The sequence below is a fragment of the Oxalobacter vibrioformis genome, from assembly GCF_027118995.1.
Lineage (GTDB): Bacteria > Pseudomonadota > Gammaproteobacteria > Burkholderiales > Burkholderiaceae_D > Oxalobacter > Oxalobacter vibrioformis.
In genome coordinates this window covers 1,202,310-1,221,455 of record NZ_CP098242.1, presented here as the reverse complement: position 1 = coordinate 1,221,455, position 19,146 = coordinate 1,202,310, and the positions used below count along the sequence as shown (strand labels likewise).

At 52.6% G+C, this 19,146-nt stretch carries 15 protein-coding genes; 7 read left to right on the top strand and 8 right to left on the bottom strand.

The genetic code is table 11. The features are described from left to right. Positions 1-294: 294 nt before the first annotated feature. Positions 295-2,691: a phosphoketolase family protein gene (locus NB640_RS06020; RefSeq protein ID WP_269310294.1), complete on the top strand. Its 2,397-nt coding sequence runs from the start codon at positions 295-297 to the stop codon at positions 2,689-2,691. Between the two features lie 81 nt (positions 2,692-2,772). On the opposite strand, the gene queC is transcribed toward NB640_RS06020, so the two are convergent. Beyond that, positions 2,773-3,486, bottom strand: coding sequence for a 7-cyano-7-deazaguanine synthase QueC (gene queC / locus NB640_RS06015; protein ID WP_269310293.1), 714 nt, complete (start codon positions 3,484-3,486; stop codon positions 2,773-2,775). Between the two features lie 131 nt (positions 3,487-3,617). Between queC and NB640_RS06010 the strand changes: the two genes are divergently transcribed. Then, positions 3,618-5,432 carry an autotransporter assembly complex protein TamA gene (locus NB640_RS06010; protein WP_269310292.1) on the top strand — a complete coding sequence of 605 codons (1,815 nt, stop codon included), beginning with the start codon at positions 3,618-3,620 and terminating at the stop codon, positions 5,430-5,432. Next, on the top strand, positions 5,432-9,160 hold the full coding sequence (locus tag NB640_RS06005) for a translocation/assembly module TamB domain-containing protein (RefSeq protein WP_269310291.1): 3,729 nt from the start codon (positions 5,432-5,434) through the stop codon (positions 9,158-9,160). The genes NB640_RS06010 and NB640_RS06005 overlap by 1 nt, the downstream gene beginning before the upstream one ends. Before the next feature lie 22 nt (positions 9,161-9,182). On the opposite strand, the gene NB640_RS06000 is transcribed toward NB640_RS06005, so the two are convergent. Next, the gene (locus NB640_RS06000; RefSeq protein ID WP_269310290.1) at positions 9,183-9,944 is read right to left on the bottom strand and encodes a DUF3108 domain-containing protein; all 762 of its coding nucleotides are present in this window, start codon (positions 9,942-9,944) and stop codon (positions 9,183-9,185) included. A gap of 210 nt (positions 9,945-10,154) precedes the next feature. Here NB640_RS06000 and NB640_RS05995 point away from each other — a divergent pair, with 210 nt between their 5' ends. After that, a complete protein-coding gene (locus tag NB640_RS05995) occupies positions 10,155-10,631 on the top strand; it encodes an adenylyltransferase/cytidyltransferase family protein (RefSeq protein ID WP_269310404.1) in 477 nt (158 codons plus the stop codon). A gap of 10 nt (positions 10,632-10,641) precedes the next feature. On the opposite strand, the gene ttcA is transcribed toward NB640_RS05995, so the two are convergent. Continuing rightward, positions 10,642-11,550, bottom strand: a complete 909-nt coding sequence (gene ttcA / locus NB640_RS05990; protein WP_269310289.1) for a tRNA 2-thiocytidine(32) synthetase TtcA — start codon at positions 11,548-11,550, stop codon at positions 10,642-10,644. Positions 11,551-11,711: 161 nt separating this feature from the next. Then, positions 11,712-12,110: a dihydroneopterin aldolase gene (locus tag NB640_RS05985; RefSeq protein ID WP_269310288.1), complete on the bottom strand. Its 399-nt coding sequence runs from the start codon at positions 12,108-12,110 to the stop codon at positions 11,712-11,714. 185 nt (positions 12,111-12,295) lie between these two features. Between NB640_RS05985 and NB640_RS05980 the strand changes: the two genes are divergently transcribed. After that, positions 12,296-13,444 (top strand): class I SAM-dependent methyltransferase, encoded by a 1,149-nt coding sequence (locus NB640_RS05980; protein WP_269310287.1) that lies wholly within the window; start codon positions 12,296-12,298, stop codon positions 13,442-13,444. 64 nt (positions 13,445-13,508) lie between these two features. Here NB640_RS05980 and NB640_RS05975 read toward each other — a convergent pair whose 3' ends face one another. From NB640_RS05975 to NB640_RS05960, 4 genes are all read right to left on the bottom strand, one after another. After that, the gene (locus NB640_RS05975) at positions 13,509-14,102 is read right to left on the bottom strand and encodes a hypothetical protein (protein ID WP_269310286.1); all 594 of its coding nucleotides are present in this window, start codon (positions 14,100-14,102) and stop codon (positions 13,509-13,511) included. Positions 14,103-14,243: 141 nt separating this feature from the next. Continuing rightward, on the bottom strand, positions 14,244-14,648 hold the full coding sequence (locus tag NB640_RS05970) for a DUF1840 domain-containing protein (protein ID WP_269310285.1): 405 nt from the start codon (positions 14,646-14,648) through the stop codon (positions 14,244-14,246). Positions 14,649-14,692: 44 nt separating this feature from the next. Next, a complete protein-coding gene (locus tag NB640_RS05965; RefSeq protein ID WP_269310284.1) occupies positions 14,693-16,216 on the bottom strand; it encodes a YifB family Mg chelatase-like AAA ATPase in 1,524 nt (507 codons plus the stop codon). Positions 16,217-16,224: 8 nt separating this feature from the next. Beyond that, positions 16,225-16,494, bottom strand: coding sequence for an accessory factor UbiK family protein (locus NB640_RS05960; protein ID WP_269310283.1), 270 nt, complete (start codon positions 16,492-16,494; stop codon positions 16,225-16,227). Between the two features lie 332 nt (positions 16,495-16,826). On the opposite strand from NB640_RS05960, the gene gshA reads away from it, so the two are divergent. Next, positions 16,827-18,125, top strand: coding sequence for a glutamate--cysteine ligase (gene gshA / locus NB640_RS05955; RefSeq protein ID WP_269310282.1), 1,299 nt, complete (start codon positions 16,827-16,829; stop codon positions 18,123-18,125). Positions 18,126-18,133: 8 nt separating this feature from the next. After that, complete coding sequence (gene gshB / locus NB640_RS05950) at positions 18,134-19,075, top strand: glutathione synthase (RefSeq protein WP_269310281.1); 942 nt, start codon at positions 18,134-18,136, stop codon at positions 19,073-19,075. The last annotated feature ends 71 nt before the right edge of the window (positions 19,076-19,146 follow it).

The window sequence follows — 19,146 nt, the reverse complement described above, 5'->3', positions numbered from 1 at the left end:
CTTGACCCGCCGCAGGGAACGGATTCCTGCCTGTGACATGATGCTGTTTGGCTGTCGTCTAAACGAAGTACGGGAGAAATCATTTTTTATCCGGCTTTTCATGCTTTGAGGCAATTTTTATCATTGCTTTATCACATCCCAGTGTGTAGTATTAATTCACTAAGCATGACTTCGTTGTGTTTACAGTCTGTCAATACGAAGAGACATCGATTCACCATTGCCTGAACATTGCTGTTTTGGTTTTAATGTTGCATGCAGGAGACCAGGCACCAGGAACGAAAGGAAACTATGGGTATGAATGCGGAAATTGATCAGAATGCCAAACCACTGTCTCCGGATCTGCTGCAAAAAATGGATGCGTACTTCCGTGCATCCAATTATCTGTCAGTCGGCCAGATTTATCTTTACGACAACCCGCTTTTGCGCGTTCCTCTGGCTCCGGAACATGTCAAACCCAGGCTTCTGGGTCACTGGGGTACCTCACCGGGCCTGAATTTTGTTTATGTCCACTTAAACCGGGTGATCAACAATCACGATCTGGACATGATTTATGTTACAGGACCGGGTCATGGTGGTCCAAGCCTTGTCGCACACACTTATCTTGAGGGCAGTTACAGCGAGTTTTATCCCAATGTTTCGCAGGACGAACAGGGAATGAAAAAGCTGTTTACACAATTCTCCTTCCCCGGCGGTGTACCAAGCCATGTGGCGTCGGAAACACCGGGTTCCATCAATGAAGGGGGTGAGCTGGGTTACTGCCTGTCGCATGCGTTTGGTGCGGCCTTTGATAACCCTGACCTGATTGTCACCTGTGTTGTCGGTGACGGTGAGGCGGAAACCGGCCCGCTGGCAACCAGCTGGCACTCCAATAAATTTCTCAATCCCGAATATGATGGCGCGGTGTTGCCGATTCTTCACTTGAATGACGGGAAAATTGCAGGCCCAACCGTCCTGGCGCGTATTCCGCATAACGAGCTGGATATGCTGTTCAGGGGATACGGGTACAAGCCTTATTATGTCGATTATGATTCGGTGAATGGTGACACCATGGCCCTGCATCAGCAGATGGCGGCTGTCATGGACAGGGCAATTGCCGAGATCAAGGCTATCCAGGCAGATGCCCGCGCCAATGGTCTTAAAGAGCGCCCGGTCTGGCCGATGATCGTCATGCGTACGCCGAAGGGATGGACCGGCCCGAAAGTGATTGACGGGCTGAAGTATGAAGGCTCATTCCGCTCACATCAGGTGCCGGTATCCGAGACCAAGACCAATCTGGATCACCTGAAAATCCTGGAAGAGTGGATGAGAAGCTACAAGCCGGAAGAACTCTTTGATGAGGATGGCCGCTTCCTGCCCGAACTTGAGGCGCTTGCGCCAAAAGGCATTCGCCGGATGGGCGCCAATCCCCATGCCAATGGCGGTATCCTGTTGCGTGATCTGCGCATGCCGGATTTCCGGGATTATGCGGTGGATGTTCCCCATCCGGGTGCAACCGTTGCCGAAGCGACCCGTATCCAGGGACGCATGATCCGTGACGTCATCACACTGAATGAGGAAGCCAGAAATTTCCGTGTATTCAGCCCGGATGAAACCGAATCCAATCGCTGGGGCGCGGTATTTGAAGTAACCGATCGCTGCCTGGTAGCGGATATCAAGCCGGATGATTACCAGATTTCACATAATGGCCGCATCATGGAGATGCTTTCCGAGCATCAGTGCGAGGGCTGGCTGGAGGGCTATATCCTGACAGGGCGTCATGGTTTCTTTTCCTGTTATGAAGCCTTTATCCATATCATTGATTCCATGTTCAACCAGCATGCGAAATGGCTGGAGGTGACTCGCCATATTCCGTGGCGTCGTCCGGTTGCTTCGCTTAACTACCTGCTGACATCACACGTATGGCGCCAGGATCACAATGGGTTGAGCCACCAGAATCCGGGTTTCATGGATATCGTGATGAACAAGAAGGCGGACATTACCCGTGTCTATCTGCCACCGGATGCCAATACCCTCCTGTCAGTGACGGATCACTGTCTGCGCAGCCGCCATCGCATTAATGTGATTGTGGCAGGTAAACAGCCGGCATTGCAGTACCTGAACATGGACGATGCCATCAAGCATTGCACCGCCGGGGCAGGTATATGGGAGTGGGCCAGTAATGACAAAGGCGGTGAGCCTGATGTGGTCATGGCCTGCTGTGGGGATATTCCGACAATGGAAACGTTGGCGGCCGTGAAGATTCTGCGCGAGCAATTCCCTGAGTTGAAGATTCGTGTGGTTAACGTTGTTAACCTGATGGTGTTGCAGCCTTCAAATGAGCATCCCAATGGCATGCCGGACAAGGATTTTGATTCGCTCTTTACGACGGACAAGCCGATTATCTTTGCCTACCATGGCTATCCCTGGCTGATCCACCGCCTGACCTACCGCCGGACCAACCACAAGAATCTGCATGTTCGCGGTTACAAGGAAGAAGGTACCACCACCACACCGTTTGACATGGTGGTGTTAAATGACCTGGATCGTTTCCACCTGGTGGGCGATACGATCGACCGGCTGCCACAACTTGCGGGACGGACGGCTTATACCAAGCAGTACCTGCGTGACAGGCTTTTAGAGCATAAGGCATATGTCCATCAGTATGGTGAGGATATGCCGGAGATTCGTGACTGGAAATGGACTGACGACTGATTGTTCTGTTTTTCGTCATTAACAAACAAACGCGCACTTTCCTTTCAGGAAGTGCGCGTTTTTACTGGAAAAGCGCCTGTTTCAACCAGAGGCGGGATTACCGGAGAAAATGCGATAACCTCTTTTGCGCAGTTCACAGGCTGGGCACGCTCCGCAACCATGTCCCCAGTCGTGCAATGTGCCGCGTTCACCCAGGTAGCAGGTGTGGGTTTCTTCACGGATCAGGTCAACAAGGGCCGTGCCACCGATATTTTTGGCCAGTTGCCATGTCTGGGCCTTGTCTTTCCACATCAGCGGGGTTTCCACGCGAAATTGTCCTGCCATGCCCAGATTCAGGGTCAATTGCAGTGCTTTCATGGTGTCATCCCGGCAATCCGGATATCCTGATGAATCGGTTTCACACATGCCGCCCACGAGGATGTCCAGATTACGGCGGTAGCCCAGTGTGGCTGCGACCATCATGAAAAGCAGGTTGCGTCCCGGAACAAAGGTATTGGGCAGCCCGTTTTCCATAAATCGGATTTCCGTTTCTGTTGTCATGGCGGTATCCGAGAGACTGGCAATCAGCGAGAGATCGATGACATGATCCATCCCTAGCCGGTTATTCCAGTCATCCGAAAGGGTGCGCAGCCTGGAGAGAATGGTTGGACGCATGGCGAGTTCGATGTGGTGCCGCTGCCCGTAATCAAATCCGATGGTTTCTACATGTGTATAGTGGGCAAGGGCCCAGGCCAGGCAGGTTGTGGAGTCCTGTCCCCCGCTGAACAGAACAAGCGCGTGATTGAGAGATGACATAATGTGCCGGTTTTTTGTGAAAAAGCAGAAACAGTCCGGATTTCGATTTCACAGAAATGCGGACTGAGCAATAATGACAGCTTGGTGATTATCGTATCCTGAATTCATAAATTATAAAACGACACCGGGGAATGGCAAAAAAACGCGCCAGCGCACAGAAATCGCATGAGGGACTGTTACGTGTCCGAGGCTTCCATATTCTTTTCAGATTATGGCAGGTTTTTTTTGCTGCGTTTTTATTTTCCTGTCTTGCGCCGGTTTATGCTGAGGTATCGGCATATGGCGTGATGATTGATGCGCCGGATAACATACAGCAGATTTTGGAAGAAAATCTGTCCCTGGTGCGCTGGCGCGGCAATGACAAGGTTGACCGCGCGCAGTTGCGGCGACTGTATCGTCAGACACCGGATGAAATCAAAAAACTCCTGGAAACGGAAGGTTATTTTTCTCCGGTTATTGATACAAAGATGGAGCCTGCCGGTGAATCGTTCCAGATTCATATCGCCGTTGATCCCGGGGAACCGGTCCGTGTGAGTGAGGTGAATATCATCTTCGACGGAGCTATTATCCTGCAGGAGGCGTCACAGAAACCACAGATGAGTGATTTGAAAAAACGCTGGGTGTTGCATGAGGGGATGCGCTTCAGACAGGCTGACTGGGAAGCCGCCAAGGCAGCACTTTTGCGTCAGGTTATGCGGGTGCGATATCCCAGAGCGCGCATAACCGATTCACAGGCGGTGGTTGATCCTGAAGCGCGCACAGCGGTTTTGCGGGTGGAAATAGACAGTGGAACGCCGGTGCGCTTTGGCGAGATAAAAATCATCGGCCTGAGTCGGTACAGCGAAGACATCATTATGCGGGAGCGTCCAGTCAAACCGGGCGCGGTTTACCGCGAAAAGGCCCTGGTCAACTGGCAGACCCATCTTCAGGATACCGGGTATTTTCGCTTTGTTGAGGTGACCGCTGATGTGGATTCAGGGCTGGATGAAGTACCCGTGACAGTGAGTGTTGTCGAAAACAAGAAGCGGCATGCGGCGATCGGTGTCGGTTACAGCACTGATACCGGTAACCGGTTCAGCCTGAGTTACGATGACCTTAAATTTTTCGGCCAGGAGTGGAACCTGAAAAGCGGGGTGGTACTGGAAACCCGGAAGCAGACAGGGCATGCCGAGATTTATTTCCCGAAAACCGAGGGCGGTTTTACCAACAGTATTGGCGGTAAATATGAACGCTCGGATATCCAGGGTGAAGATACGCGTTTGATCAGCCTTTTTGGCAAAACATCCTGGGGGACACCACGGCTTGAACAGTTTGTGATGCTGGAGTATCTCAATGAAAACACCAGGGTCAATGGCTCGGACGACAAGGAAAGTGAAGCCTTGCCATTGACTTATGGCGTGATCAAGCGGGAACTGAATAACCGGCTTAATCCGACACGCGGCTATGCTGTCCAGGCGCAGATTGGCGCTGCGGTTGAGCCGGTCCTGACAGACAGGAGTTTTTTGCGGCCTTATCTCAAAGCGGCTTATATTCATCCCGTCGGGGAAAAGGGAAGCCTGTTGTTACGGACAGAAATGGGGGCGGTTTTGTCCAGTTCCCGTGAAGGCATTCCTTCCACCGTGATGTTCAGAACCGGTGGTGACCAGTCAGTGCGCGGCTATGCTTTTGAAAGCCTGGGTGTCAAGGAGGGGCGAGCCACCGTGGGAGGGCGTTACCTGGCGGTGGGCAGCGTGGAATACCAGTATTATTTTTATGGCAACTGGGGCGCGGCTGTTTTTGTCGATGCGGGCAATGCGGCGGACAATCTTAACGATCTGGACCCGGCATTCGGTTATGGTATCGGTGCACGATGGAGAAGCCCGGCCGGTCCCCTGGGTATTGATGTGGCATACGGGGAAGAGACGCAGGAATTCCGTGTGCACTTTTCTTTCGGGTTTACATTCTGATGCGGCGCTGGCTTATTATTCTCCTGGCGGTTCCGGTTGTTGCGGTGGTGACATTGCTTGTTGTGATACAGCACGAGTTTGCCCTGAAATGGGTGGCAGACAAAATTGTTTCGTCCAGTAACGGCAGTATTATTCTCAATGGCGTCAGTGGTTCCCTGACGGGGACGATGAAAGTTGAGGAGGCGGTATACCTGACGCCGGAACGAAAAATATCTGCCGAAGAAGTGGAGATTTCCTGGTGGCCCTCCCGCATCCTGCTTGGTCAGCTCGGTGTGGAATCAGTAACGGTTTCCCGGCTGACAATTGAAAGCGGGGTACCATCGGACGCGCCTTTTACGCTGCCGGAATCGCTGGTGCCCCCCCTGTCCATTCATGTCGGGAAGGTGCAGGTGGACCAGTTGACCTATGATGCGCTCCGCTTTCAGGATGTCCGTTTATCCCTTGATGCGAACAAGGCGGCCTGGGAGCTGAAGGAGGCGGGTTTTGAGAGTCCCTTCGGCATAGTCAGTGCGGAACTGAAGCTGGGTACGCATGCGCCTTTTTCTCTTGACGGCAAAGCGACGGTAAACCATGAAAAGGCGGAAGGGACGGCCCAGGTGGCTGGAGATCTTCATGATATCCGCTTTGAGGGACAGTTTGCCGGGTTTGGCGCGGAGGTGAAAGCCAATGCCAAGGTCACGCCTTTTGCCGGTTTTATCCTGCCATCCCTTTCTCTCAACGCGAAAAACGTGGATCCCTCACAGGTAAGTGCCGACTGGCCGCAAAGCCGGATTCAGGCAACCGCAGAGATTCAGACCAAAGCGGACGAATCGGTTGCGGGCTCGGTTCGCATCGATAACACTATCCCGGGCACGATTGATGCAAACCGCCTGCCTTTGCGGACGGTAACCGCCAGGATGGGAGGAAATACACAAATCATGCTGCTGGAGCAACTGGTGATGGATATGGGCGCAGCCGGTCAGTTCAGCGGCAACGGAAGGCTGAGTTTGGACGGTGTGGATTTGTCCCTGCGCACCGGGCGTTTCGATCTGAGTGGCATTCATTCCAGTATCAGAAAAACCGCCATTTCAGGCAATATTGCCGTATCGGCAGAAGAGAAAAAACAGGTCATGACCGTCAAGCTGGCGGAGAGCCGCCTCGCGCTGGATGCCAGAGTAATCCATGCGAGTGACCGGCTTGACCTTCCCCTGTTCAGGTTGCGTGCAGCCAACGGCGAGATACAGCTGGAGGGCAGCATGGGACTGACACTGGCTCGTGACTTTTCCTTTGACGGAAAAGCGAGTCGTTTCAATCTGTCAGCGCTGGGCGCTTATCCTTCTTCGGAGATCAATGCGACGATAGCTGCCAAGGGGCATCTTTCTCCTGAGTGGCATGCCGCCATCAATTATGCCTTGCAGCCCAGCCGTTTTCTCGATAATCCCCTGACGGGAAAAGGCCGGTTCACGGTGACGGCAACCGCATTGCGGGATGTGGAGGTATTACTGGCGCTGGGACCGAACAGCTTTAATGCCAATGGAGCTTTTGGCAAAGCCGGAGAAAGTCTGCGGTGGAAACTGGATGCGCCCAAACTGGCTGCGCTGGGCAAACCGTTTGAAGGCACTGTGGCGGGCGAAGGGACGTTATCCGGCACATTTGAAGCATTACAGGCCAAATTGAAGCTTGATGGCAGTGATCTGGCGTTTCCCGGTCCGGTTCGCGCGAAATCGATTCATGCGGATGGCCGTTTTGGTACCCGCCCGGCCGATTTAATGGACGTGCGCATTGACGCCCGGAATCTGGCTGCCGCTGACATGCTGTGGTCTGCGCTGCAGTTTCAGGCAAACGGGACGCTGCAGGCCCACAGCCTGGAAGCGTCAGCACAGAACAATACCATGGATCTTTACACCCGGGCTGCTGGTGGATGGAAGGCAAAACAGGGGTGGGGTGGTGAAATACAGGCGCTCGAAAACAAGGGAAAACAACCCTTTTCCCTGGCATCTCCCGCACCGCTTCATGCGGGAACACGGCTCTTTTCCCTTCAGGATTTTACGCTGACATTCCCGGATGGGCGGCTGGTTGTGAATAAACTGGAAAAGCGCGGTTCACGCATCCGGTCAGATGGCTATGCCAAAGGCTTTCCGCTGCGATATCTGACGGCCTTTGCCCCGGCACTCAGGCAGAAAGTGGGAGGGCAACTGGTTTTCGGAGCGGAGTGGTCGGTGGATATGGATCGGATGCTGACAGGGAAAGTGCATGTTTACAGGGAAAGCGGAGATCTGACGATACGGGGTGATACCAGCGTCAAGCTGGGATTGACGGAAATGGATATGCGCCTGAATCTGGCGAAAAACGAACTGGACGTGCTGGCCAATATTAAGGGAGAGACAACGGGTGTCATCCAGTTGACAGCCAATGCCCAGCTTGTGCGCAACAGGAATGGCTGGCATTTTCCGAAACAAAGCCCGTTCAGGCTGCAACTTGATGCCGATATGCCGACACTTGACTGGGTCAGTGTTGTCAGTGGTCAGCCTGATATTGATATCAACGGTAGCCTCAAGGTAAAGATAAACGGGGCGGGCACGATTGGCGACCCTCGCCTCACCGGGACATTCGCAGGCAATGCCCTGTCATTTCGCTGGTATACCTGGGGGGTGAAACTGCATGACGGGCAGCTCCTGGCCCGTCTTGACAATAATCGCGTCACACTGGAACAGGCTACGATCCGGGGAGATGAGGGCGTTTTCCGTATGGAGGGCGGCGGCAGTTTTGATCATGGCAACATGCATATCAATCTGAGTTTCCTGGCAGACAAGCTGCTCCTTTTATCCAGTCCGGACAAGCAGTTGGCCTTGAGCGGGCAGGGGCAGATGACCCTGGATAATGAAAAGATGACGCTCAATGGAAAATGGCGGGTGGACAAGGCGCTGATCCAGTCCGTTGAATACAATAATGTGAATTTCAGTGACGATGTGGTTGTGCTCGGACGGGAGGATAGCGCCAGCGAGTCCAAAAAGCCGATGGCTGTCGCCATGGATATGACCATTGATCTGGGAGACCGCTTCCGGATTGATGGCTGGGGGCTGGATGCCCGTCTGGAAGGTAATTTGCAGGTGGCATCAGCTGAGGACCAGTCTTTGCGAGTGTTCGGAAAAGTTCAGGCGGTCAATGCCACTTTCAATGCCTATGGGCAAAAGCTGACGGTTGAGCGGGGAAATGTGGTATTCAGCGGGCCTGCCGAGCGTCCTTCCCTGGATATCCTGGCAATTCGTAAAGTGCCGACTTTCGGGATGGAAGATGCCGTGGAAGCTGGTGTGCAGGTCAGGGGGACACCGCAGAATCTGCAGGTCAAGCTGGTGTCCAATCCCAATGTCTCGGATTCAGAAAAGCTGTCATGGCTGATACTGGGGCATGGCGGGGCGCAGAGTGCCAATGATCATGACCGCAGTGTGGTTGCGGCTGCGGCTGCGGCATTGCTCAGCACCTCTTCTCTGGGCAGTATGCAATCCGGCCTGGCCAGCACGATCGGTGTGGATGAGATTGGGGTAGGCGCTGGAGCCGACATGGAAAGCACGGTCCTGTCTGTCAGCAAACAGATATCAAACCGCCTGTACCTGACCTATGAGCAGGGCATTTCTACCGTGTCGAACCTGGTCAAGCTGCGTTATATCGTTTCACAGCGGGTGCGTGTTGAAGCGGCAACCGGTACGAGCAGTGCGATTGACCTGCTGTATGAATGGAGTTTTGACTGAGTCCGGTTTGACCTTGAACGGTTTATCCTGGTGTGATTTTTTTGATAATCTGTTCCAGGCGCAGTCCCTTTTTGTCAAAAAAGACCAGTTTGACCGGATACCATTCCCTGTCCGGCGCCAGCCAGACTTCGGTGGTTTTTCCTTTTTTATCGGTTCTTATGAGGTGAACGGCCTTGATTTCGCCCAGCGACGTCAGGAAGGTGATTTCATCGACGATGGTGAAATCCCACTGGTCAATCCGGTTTCTCCCCGACACCATGAATGTCAGTTTTTTCCCGGGGGTGAAGTTTTCCGGCTGTGCTCTCGCCATGGATACCAGTTGCCATACAATGCTGGCCTGATCCTGGATGCCATCAGAAAAAAACAGGGATTCGCCGGAGTCTGAAAATTTCAGGGCCTTGCTGTCCTGGTCAAATGTGGTCCGGGTTTCATCCCGGTTACGGCGTTTTTCTGTAAAGAGGGAGGGTTTAAGTCCTTTTGTCCCGATAATGCCTTTGCTGGATGTATCGAGAAGCTGTCCAACCAGGTTGCCCCGTGCGCTGCTTTGCGTTGCGTATTCACTTCCGGACTGTTTCCATTTGATATTGGAGGTGCCCCCGATACTCATGGCGCTGTAATTGGCGCGAACGACATAATCCAGATTGACGGAGGGAGGCGGCGAAACCGTTTTGCCCGCAGCAGGTGTATCAGCCAGGGTATACGGAGTCATCATCACCAGAATAATGCTGCAGACAAGGGGAAACAACCAGCGCAAAAACTTTGTTTGTTTATTATCGGGAGTCATGTCGATATCCTGTATCAGAGGGTACAAAGTTTGCCGTCCTGTTACGCCTCAGGCAAATTGAGAATACTACACAAAACATTATCCGCCCATGTCAGGCAACAGTAAAGGCGTAAAAATTCCGTTTTCGGCAGAAAAATCAAAAAAAGGTGGCAAGAACCCCAGCCAAAAGGTATCTTAAGGATCAGTCATGTGCTTATGGAGACAAGGACAATGCCCCCTTTCCTCAAAAAAATCTGCCTGCGTACCGAATTGCCAGCCCGGATAGCGCATCTGCCCCGGCCACTGGTTGTGACCAACGGGGTTTTTGATATTCTGCACCGGGGGCACGTCACTTATCTTGCCCGGGCAAAGGCACTGGGGGCTTCCCTGATAGTTGCCGTCAATACGGACGCGTCCGTCAAACGTCTGGGAAAAGGGGATGACCGCCCGATCAATATCTGCGAAGATCGCATGGCGGTGCTGGCGGCACTCGAATCCGTCGATCTGGTCGTTTCCTTTGAAGAAGAGACGGCGCTGGAAATCGTGCAGGAGATCGTGCCGGAATTTTATGCAAAAGGCGGGGATTATGATATGGTCGCCATTCCCGAAGGCATTGCCGTGATTTCACAGGGAGGGAAAGCCATCGCGATTCCTTTTGAACATGACCGCTCCACAACCGCCATGCTTTCCCGGATAAGGCAGCCGTGATAACGGGCCGTCAGGAAGTCATGACAAACGGAAAAGATGCATCATCACCCTCATCCGGCAGGGTTGAGGCGGCAGCCAGCATTTCCATTGTGTCAGGTAACAGCGACGCTTCTGCCGACAGCGATCCGAAGTCAAAGTGATGTTTGTCCATCAGATGGGATGGCACAAGGGTGGACAGGGCCGAGAAGATGTTTTCGACCCTGCCGGGAAACCGTTTTTCCCATTCCCGCATTAATGCTTTTATCTGCGATCGCTGCTGATTAACAAACGGGCCGCAGAAGTTGCAGGGTATCAACGGGAATTGTTGCTTATCCGCATAACGTACCAGATCACTTTCCTTCACGTAGGCCAGCGGGCGAATCACGATGTGCCTGCCGTCATCGGTCAGGAGTTTGGCGGGCATGCCCTTGAGTTTTGCGCCAAAGAAAAGATTGAGAAAAAAGGTTTCGATGATATCGTCACGGTGGTGGCCCAGTGCAATTTTCGTCGCGCCGATTTCACTGGCAACGCGGTACAGGATGCCTCTGCGCAGCCTTGCGCAAAGCGAGCAGCCAGCCTTCCCTTCAGGGATAAGCCGCTTCATGATGCTGTAGGTATCTTCTTCTTCGATGTGGTACGCAATCCCTCTTTCCTGAAGGTAGCGTGGGAGGATATCGGCAGGAAATCCTGGCTGTTTCTGGTTCAGGTTGACAGCGATAATGTCGAAATGGATGGGCGCGCGTGACTGGAGAACCAGGAGAATATCAAGCAGGCAGAAGCTGTCCTTGCCGCCTGAGAGGCACACCATGACCTTGTCACCCGCTTCAATCATGTTGAAATCACCAATGGCCTGGCCTGTCAGACGGCACAGGCGCTTTCTCAGCTTGGTGTTCTCATATCCGGTTTTTTTGAATTGCCGCCGGGTTATTGCTTTTGTCATAAAGGGCTTAAGGAACCGCTGATTAAAAGGCTTTGAGAGCGAATTGCTGCGTTACGCGGTGTTCGCAACCTTCGCCTGTCTTAAGATATGTCTTGGTTACCGCGCTCCGTGCGCCTTGCACTTCATCTCCCAAAATCATTTAATCAGCGTTTCCTTAACGGTCAGGTTTTTTCCCGTTTGATGTGAAAAACTTCAACCCCGATGCTGTCGGCATTGTCATAGACATCGGGCTTTTCCGTGGTGACACGGACCGCCCGGATATCCGGATGCGCCAAAAGCAGATGGGCAAGTTCATCGCAGAAAGTTTCCTGCAGATTGATGTGGCCGCGTGAAACCAGGCTGTCGATGGCTTCCCTGATGAAGGAATAGTCAATCACTTCTGCCAGTTCGTCTTCAAGGGGGGTTGAGATCGCCAATGGGATAAACAGATCCACATTAATGATCAGGCGCTGCGGGCCTTGTTTTTCGTAGTCGTGAATGCCGATACGCGTGGTTATTTCGCAATTGCGGAGAAAAACACGGCGGCAGTCTGTCAGGCGGGGATGGAGAAGGGTGTGCATGGTTTTCTCTGGAGTCCTGAAAATGGGTTTTGGCCGTTTTTGCGAAAATCCTGAACTGGCCGGGTCACAAATATTGTACGTCAGGCTGACCTGGCAGTGGCACGTTTTCTGTTTTTTATCCCGAAAAACCGCCTGTGGTTGAGACGGCAGGTGCGTATTCTCGTTTCTTTGAATACAATGCCGCTATGAAATTGCCCGTTCCGTCACCAGAAGCGCTTGCCTTGTCCGCTGTTTTAAGGCGAAAAATAGAAGACGTCATTTCGCAACATGGCGGATGGATTTCGTTTGCACGGTATATGGAAATGGCGCTGTATGAACCGGGCCTGGGTTATTATAGTCATGGTGGACAGGTCGTAGGCAGGCAGGGTGATTTTGTCACTGCGCCGGAAATATCGGCGTTGTTCGGGCAGACCATTGCCCGTTCAATACAGCCTTTTTTTGTGCAATCCGCATGCCATATCATGGAAATCGGTGCGGGAAGCGGTCGTCTGGCCTGTGACATTCTGATGGCGTTAGCACAGCAGGATATCATTCCTGAGTGCTATGACATTCTTGATCTTTCCGGCAGCCTGAAGCAACGACAACAGGAAATGCTGGCGCCTTTTCCCCAGGTGAGATGGATTGATCGTTTGCCGGAAGCATTTACGGGGGTGATCCTGGGAAATGAAGTGCTCGATGCCATGCCGGTACAGCGGGTAGTTAAAAAAGAGGGAAAATGGCATGAGTTGGGTGTGCGTGTCTCAAAAGACGGCTTCGTTTTTGAGGCACAACCGGCAGACGCTGCCTTGCTGGCCCAGATTGCCTTGCAGATTCCTGATGCAGAAGGATTGCACGATGGCTATGTGACAGAGGTGCACCCTTATGCCTGTGCCTTTGTCCGCTCTTTGGGAGATATGTTAAACGCCGGAGAGGGCGGTGCGGCACTGTTGATTGATTATGGTTATCCGGCCCGGGAATATTATTTGCCTGAGCGCAGCCAGGGTACCCTCATGTCCTATTACCGGCATCATGTTCATGCTGATCCGTTTTGGCATGTCGGGTTGCAGGATATTACAGCACACGTGGATTTCAGTGCGGTAGCAGGCGCTGCCACGGAAAGCGGGATGGATTTGCTGTGCTATGCAAGCCAGGCGGGTTTTTTACTGGCCAATGGCATAACAGAGCGGTTGCTGCAAATTTCTCCAGCAGCAGTTGTACATTATCTTCCCCAGGCAAAAAAGGTGCAGATGCTCTTGTCTCCCACCGAGATGGGGGAACTTTTCAAGGTCATGATTTTGGGCAACCTGGATTTGCCACCGCATCTGGTATCAATTGACCGGAGCGAGAGGCTGTAAAAAACGGCAGACGACGATTGCCTGCCGTTTGATACTGTTGATGCGAGTCCGGGAAAAATGCAGTTTATTTACCGCTTAGCGCTTTTTTGGGGAGTGGGCTGGTCAGGACATATTGGGGGTCGACCTTGTCTCGCCGCATATCCATGTTCCAGCCACCGCGGCCTGGCGTCATTTCGGCCCAGCCATTGATGGTAATGGTCATGGGAATTTCCACCTGTGAGACTTTCTTGTCGTCCAACTGGATATAGGTATGGATGGCGATTTGCTCCATGATTTTCTGCGCGGGCAACGAACAGTCATTACGGATGTATGCGTGCGCTTTGGGGTTTTCAAGAACCTTTTGCCAGTCAGTCACGCCCGGGGTGGTGTTGACCATGCCCTTCATGAATTGTCGGGCGCCTTCCTCACCATTGACAAAACTGAGTTTGAATTGATAGCGGAGAACGTAACTCCAGATTCCTGGCAGTGATTCCACTTTTTCATATGACCCCAGCTCAAGCCATTTACACTGATAGGTCGTTGAAAGCATTTGTTTGACATTATCTTCATTAGGGCGGGCACAGCCGGCCAGTATCAGGGCTGCCAGCGAAAGCATGATGAAGCTGAGCCATAAGGGGCGCTTGTCTCGGGAAGGGTTTTCTGCTGTTTTAAGTTTCATGGAAAAATGGGATGTGTTGCCGGAATAAATTTTCAGTTGCGTGAAGCCTTAAGGGACATAAAGCCATATCAAACGCTATAGGGTACACCAAACTCGAACTTTTTTTGATTTTTTCCGGTGAATGGTGTCTGAAATCACGTGCTAGACCCCCCAGACGATATCGCGTTCTTTTTTGTGAGCGGCTTTCAGCATTTGCAGGAAGGGATAGGCACGTGCTGAAAATGGGACGGAAGGTTCGACTTTTTGGGGTTCTGGCTTGCCCCTGAGACGTTCCTTCTCTTTTTCATCTTCCTCGTCCTTGCCCTCACCATAAAAGCGCCGTTCTTCCGCTTCGCGTTCTTCCTTTTCCCGCTCTTCTTTCTCTCTTGCCTCTTCTATCTTCTGGCGGGCGATTTCCGCTTCCAGTACCTTGATGGCATCACCGGTCTGTTCTGCCGTGATAATGCCCTGGCGAACTTCTTTGCCCAGAAGATCAAGAATCTGCCGGGCATTCTCTTCAAACATGTAAAGATCCCCTGTGGCTTTTGATTTGAATGTCACCAGCATGTGCTATCTCCTGTTGTTTCTCATCATTGGTTCGGATAAACCGGTTATGGTTCCTGAAGTGCTCTCCGGTATTGTATCGCTTCGGCAATGTGCCGCTGTCCCACATGCGCATCCTCTGCCAGATCGGCAATGGTGCGGGCGACTTTCAGTACACGATGATAGGCTCTGGCCGACCAGTTAAGACGGACCATTGCCTGCCTTAACAACTGCTCACCTTTTTCATCCGGCTTGCAGTAGGCGTCGATTTCCGGTGGGAGCAACAGATTGTTGGATTTGCCCTGCCGGTGGTGTTGCAGGGCATATGCTTGTGCAACGCGCCTGGCAATGGCAGCCGATGATTCACTGGCAGAGGGTTTCATCAATTCTTCCTGGTCCAGTGCCTGTACCGGTATCTGGATGTCAATACGATCCAGCAGGGGGCCGGATATCCGGGACTGGTAGCGGGCAACCGCGTCAGGTGTGCAGCGGCATTTGCCTGAGGCATGGCCAAGATAACCGCAGGGGCAGGGGTTCATGGCGGCGATCATCTGGAAACGTGCCGGAAACGTGGCCTGGCGCGCCGCACGGGAAATGGTGATGTGGCCGGATTCCAACGGTTCCCTCAGGACTTCCAGGACACGGCGGTCAAATTCCGGCAACTCATCAAGAAAGAGCACGCCGCAATGAGCAAGGGAAATTTCACCCGGACGAGGGGTGTTGCCACCGCCGACCAGCGCCACACCCGAAGCGGTATGATGCGGGGAACGGTAAGGACGCATTTTCCAGCGTGATGCCTCAAAATGCCCTGTCAGTGATTGAACGGCGGCGGATTCAAGGGCTTCTTCATCCGTCATGGGAGGGAGAATGCCGGCGAACCGGGTGGCGAGCATGGTTTTTCCTGTGCCCGGAGGGCCGCTCATCAGCACATTATGACTGCCGGCCGCAGCGACTTCCAGTGCACGCTTTGCCTGTGTCTGTCCTTTGACCTCGGCAAAGTCCGGATACGATGAGGTTTCGAAACCGTTCCTGCCGGTGTGTTGCTTGAGCTGCTGCTCTTCTTCATTTGAACTGAAGTGGGCACACACTTCCAGTAATGAATTGGCTGGCAGGATAGCAATGTCATCAACCAGTGATGCTTCTTCGGCATTGTCCGATGGAAGAATAAAAGCGGTGCGGCTGCCCGATGCTGTCCCTGAGCGCTGCATGGCAAAGGTCATGGCCAGTGCGCCGCGTATGGGGCGAAGATCACCGGAAAGAGAGAGCTCGCCGGCAAATTCGTAATGGCTGAGTTTTTCTTTCGGCATTTGACCGGATGCAGCCAGGATGCCCAGTGCGATGGGCAGATCGAAACGCCCGGACTCTTTTGGCAGGTCGGCAGGAGCCAGGTTGACCGTGATTCTTCTGGCAGGAAATTCAAAGCGGGCATTTTGCAGGGCCGCCCTGACACGCTCGCGCGCTTCTTTTACTTCGGTGTCGGCAAGCCCCACAATAGTGAAAGACGGCAGGCCATTTGCCAGATGGACCTCGACCGTGACTTCAGGCGCTTCCATGCCGGTCAGGGCACGGCTTTTCAGGATGGCAAGGCTCATGCGGTTATTCAGACAGTCTGGTCATCCGAGGGGCCCGCCTGCTTTTCCAGTTTCTTTTCGAGTTTGTTCAGATGAGCCTGCAACAGATTGATCTGTTCGCGCAACTGGGTGATTGTCATGACCTGCAGGTCAAACTCTTCACGTGTGACAACATCAAGGCGGGAAAGGGCCTGTGTTATCAGTGCGCGGATATTTTTTTCGATATCTTTTACGGGGGAGCTGTCGATAATCTGGTTGATCCGGGATTGCAGATCATCAAAAATATTTTTATTTTCCATTTCAACGCTTTCTGCCCGATAGCCGGGCATGGCAGTTTATGTCGGTATTCGTGAGGATGCCCTGAACAGTTTACTATTTTATCGGGAGAGTGCCATTATCGGGAAATAAAAAAGCCACACGGGCAGACCCCCCCGTTTTCTGATTTTGTGTCAAACTGTACTCATCAGCCGTTTTTTTAAATGCAATATATTGTCAAAATCAGTGCGGCAGGCCGGTAAATGTGCTTCAATTAAAAAAGCGCACGTTTGATAAAATGAAAAAGTGCCTCACATGAAGCAGGCTGAGGCATTGTTTTTAACAGACAGGATGCTCGCAAATCATAAAGGATGATATGGATCCACATTTGGTTACTGCTTTGAATGGCCCGCTCCTTGAGCTGGAGAAAAACGTTGTCGAGGCAACGCCATCGATTGAGAGATGGTTCCGCCTGGAGTGGCAGGATCATACGCCGCCGTTTTACTGTTCGGTGGATTTGCGCAATGCGGGGTTCAAGCTGGCGCCTGTCGATACCAATCTTTTCCCTGGGGGATTTAATAATCTTTCAGCGGAAATGGTGCCGCTGGCGGTTCAGGCCACCATGGCAGCTATTGAAAAGTACTGTCCTGATGCCAAAAACCTTCTGCTGGTGCCGGAAAACCATACACGCAATACCTATTACCTCCAAAATCTGGCGCGGCTGATCAAACTGATGCGGATGGCAGGACTGAATGTGCGCCTGGGCTCCATCTCCGAAGAAATAACCGGCCCGACGGAGCTGTCACTGCCGGATGGTTCGGTTCATGTGATTGAGCCGCTAATCCGGATTAACAACGGGCGCAGGGTCGGCCTGCCGGACTTCAATCCCTGCACCATTTTGCTGAATAATGATCTGAGTTCAGGCAGTCCGGCCATATTGAATGAAGTGTATGAGCAGAGCCTGTTGCCTCCGTTGCATGCGGGCTGGACGATTCGCCGTAAAAGCAATCATTTTGCCGCTTATGATGATGTGGTGCGGCGCTTTGCCAAACTGATCGGTGTTGATCCCTGGATTATCAATCCGTTTTTCAATCACTGCAGCGAGATCAACTTTGCCGCGCGTGAGGGGGAAGAGTGCCTTGCTGCCAATGTCAATTCGGTTCTGGTCAAGATCCGGCGTAAATACAGGGAATACGGCATCAAGGAGAAGCCTTTTGTCATTGTCAAAGCGGATGCCGGCACCTATGGCATGGGTATCATGACAGTAACGGATGCCAGCGAGATCACGGGCCTTAACCGCAAACAGCGCAACAAGATGTCCGTTGTCAAGGAAGGGCTTGAAGTCAGTGATGTCATTATCCAGGAAGGCGTACATTCTTTCGAGCGTGTTGATAATGCGGTTGCCGAGCCGGTTGTTTATATGATTGACCGGTACGTGGTAGGTGGTTTTTACCGCGTTCATGACCAACGTAGCGAGATAGAGAATCTGAATGCGCCGGGCGCTCATTTTGTGCCGCTGGCATTTTCACATCCGCATGCGTTGCCGGATAAGGCCGCAGAGCCGGGTACCGCCGTTCCCAACCGTTTCTATATGTACGGGGTGGTTGCGCGTCTGGCATTGCTGGCGGCATCCATCGAACTCGAAAGAACCGATCCTGAAATGGCCGCTATCTGAGGCGATTCATGAAAATTGCATTTCTGGCTGATCCACTGGACAGCTTCAAGGTCTGGAAGGATTCGACTTTCGCCATGATGGTGGAAGCGCAAAAGCGTGGTCATGTGATCTATGCTTTTGAGTCGCAGGACATGGCTTATTCGGATGGCGATATTGTTGCCAGGGCAAGGCAGATCGTACTGACGGGAAAAGAGGATGCCAACTGGTATCGTTCCGAAGAAAAGAAGTTTTTCCCGCTGGCCGCTTTTGATGCGGTCATTGTCCGCAAAGACCCGCCTTTTGATATGAATTATCTTTACAGCACCTATCTGCTTGATCTCGCAGAGGCGGCTGGTGCGCGGATATTCAATCGCCCTGCGGCGCTCAGGGACTATAACGAAAAGATGGCGATTGCCCGTTTCCCCCAATTTGTCGTGCCAACCCTGGTCAGCAGTGACGATGCCTTATTGCGCGAATTTCACACGCAGCACGGGGATGTGATTTTCAAGCCGCTTGATGGAATGGGCGGTGCCGGCATATTTCGTATTATGGGCGATGGCATGAACATGGGCTCGGTGATTGAAACATTGACCGAAAATGGCGGTCGCGCCATCATGGCCCAGAAGTTTATCCCGCAAATTGCGCTGGGGGACAAGCGGGTGTTGCTGATCAATGGCACGGTGGTGCCTTATGCGCTGGCGCGTATCCCGCAAAAGGGGGATATCCGGGGCAATCTGGCAGTTGGGGCGCAGGGCGTGGCACAGCCGTTATCCGGGCGCGACAGGGAAATTGCGGAAACGCTGGCTTTGAGCCTGGCGGCAGAAGGGCTTTTTCTGGTTGGTCTGGATATTATCGGCGACTGGCTGACGGAAATTAACGTAACCAGCCCTACCTGTTTCAGGGAGATTGCAGCGCAGACCGGGTTCAACGTGGCCGAGATGTTTTTCAATGCGCTTGATGAAACAATTTGACCTGACGGGTTTATTAATTACAATAGGTTGTATTACGTTAACAGGCAGCAAAGATTTGCATGGTGTTTGTC

What these genes read in the sequence shown, in the direction of transcription:
- NB640_RS06020 (WP_269310294.1), top strand. Translation starts at nt 295, where the DNA reads ATGAATGCGGAAATTGATCAGAATGCCAAACCACTGTCTCCGGATCTG.
- queC (WP_269310293.1), bottom strand. Translation starts at nt 3,486, where the DNA reads ATGTCATCTCTCAATCACGCGCTTGTTCTGTTCAGCGGGGGACAGGAC.
- NB640_RS06010 (WP_269310292.1), top strand. Translation starts at nt 3,618, where the DNA reads ATGGCAAAAAAACGCGCCAGCGCACAGAAATCGCATGAGGGACTGTTA.
- NB640_RS06005 (WP_269310291.1), top strand. Translation starts at nt 5,432, where the DNA reads ATGCGGCGCTGGCTTATTATTCTCCTGGCGGTTCCGGTTGTTGCGGTG.
- NB640_RS06000 (WP_269310290.1), bottom strand. Translation starts at nt 9,944, where the DNA reads ATGACTCCCGATAATAAACAAACAAAGTTTTTGCGCTGGTTGTTTCCC.
- NB640_RS05995 (WP_269310404.1), top strand. Translation starts at nt 10,155, where the DNA reads ATGCCCCCTTTCCTCAAAAAAATCTGCCTGCGTACCGAATTGCCAGCC.
- ttcA (WP_269310289.1), bottom strand. Translation starts at nt 11,550, where the DNA reads ATGACAAAAGCAATAACCCGGCGGCAATTCAAAAAAACCGGATATGAG.
- NB640_RS05985 (WP_269310288.1), bottom strand. Translation starts at nt 12,110, where the DNA reads ATGCACACCCTTCTCCATCCCCGCCTGACAGACTGCCGCCGTGTTTTT.
- NB640_RS05980 (WP_269310287.1), top strand. Translation starts at nt 12,296, where the DNA reads ATGAAATTGCCCGTTCCGTCACCAGAAGCGCTTGCCTTGTCCGCTGTT.
- NB640_RS05975 (WP_269310286.1), bottom strand. Translation starts at nt 14,102, where the DNA reads ATGAAACTTAAAACAGCAGAAAACCCTTCCCGAGACAAGCGCCCCTTA.
- NB640_RS05970 (WP_269310285.1), bottom strand. Translation starts at nt 14,648, where the DNA reads ATGCTGGTGACATTCAAATCAAAAGCCACAGGGGATCTTTACATGTTT.
- NB640_RS05965 (WP_269310284.1), bottom strand. Translation starts at nt 16,216, where the DNA reads ATGAGCCTTGCCATCCTGAAAAGCCGTGCCCTGACCGGCATGGAAGCG.
- NB640_RS05960 (WP_269310283.1), bottom strand. Translation starts at nt 16,494, where the DNA reads ATGGAAAATAAAAATATTTTTGATGATCTGCAATCCCGGATCAACCAG.
- gshA (WP_269310282.1), top strand. Translation starts at nt 16,827, where the DNA reads ATGGATCCACATTTGGTTACTGCTTTGAATGGCCCGCTCCTTGAGCTG.
- gshB (WP_269310281.1), top strand. Translation starts at nt 18,134, where the DNA reads ATGAAAATTGCATTTCTGGCTGATCCACTGGACAGCTTCAAGGTCTGG.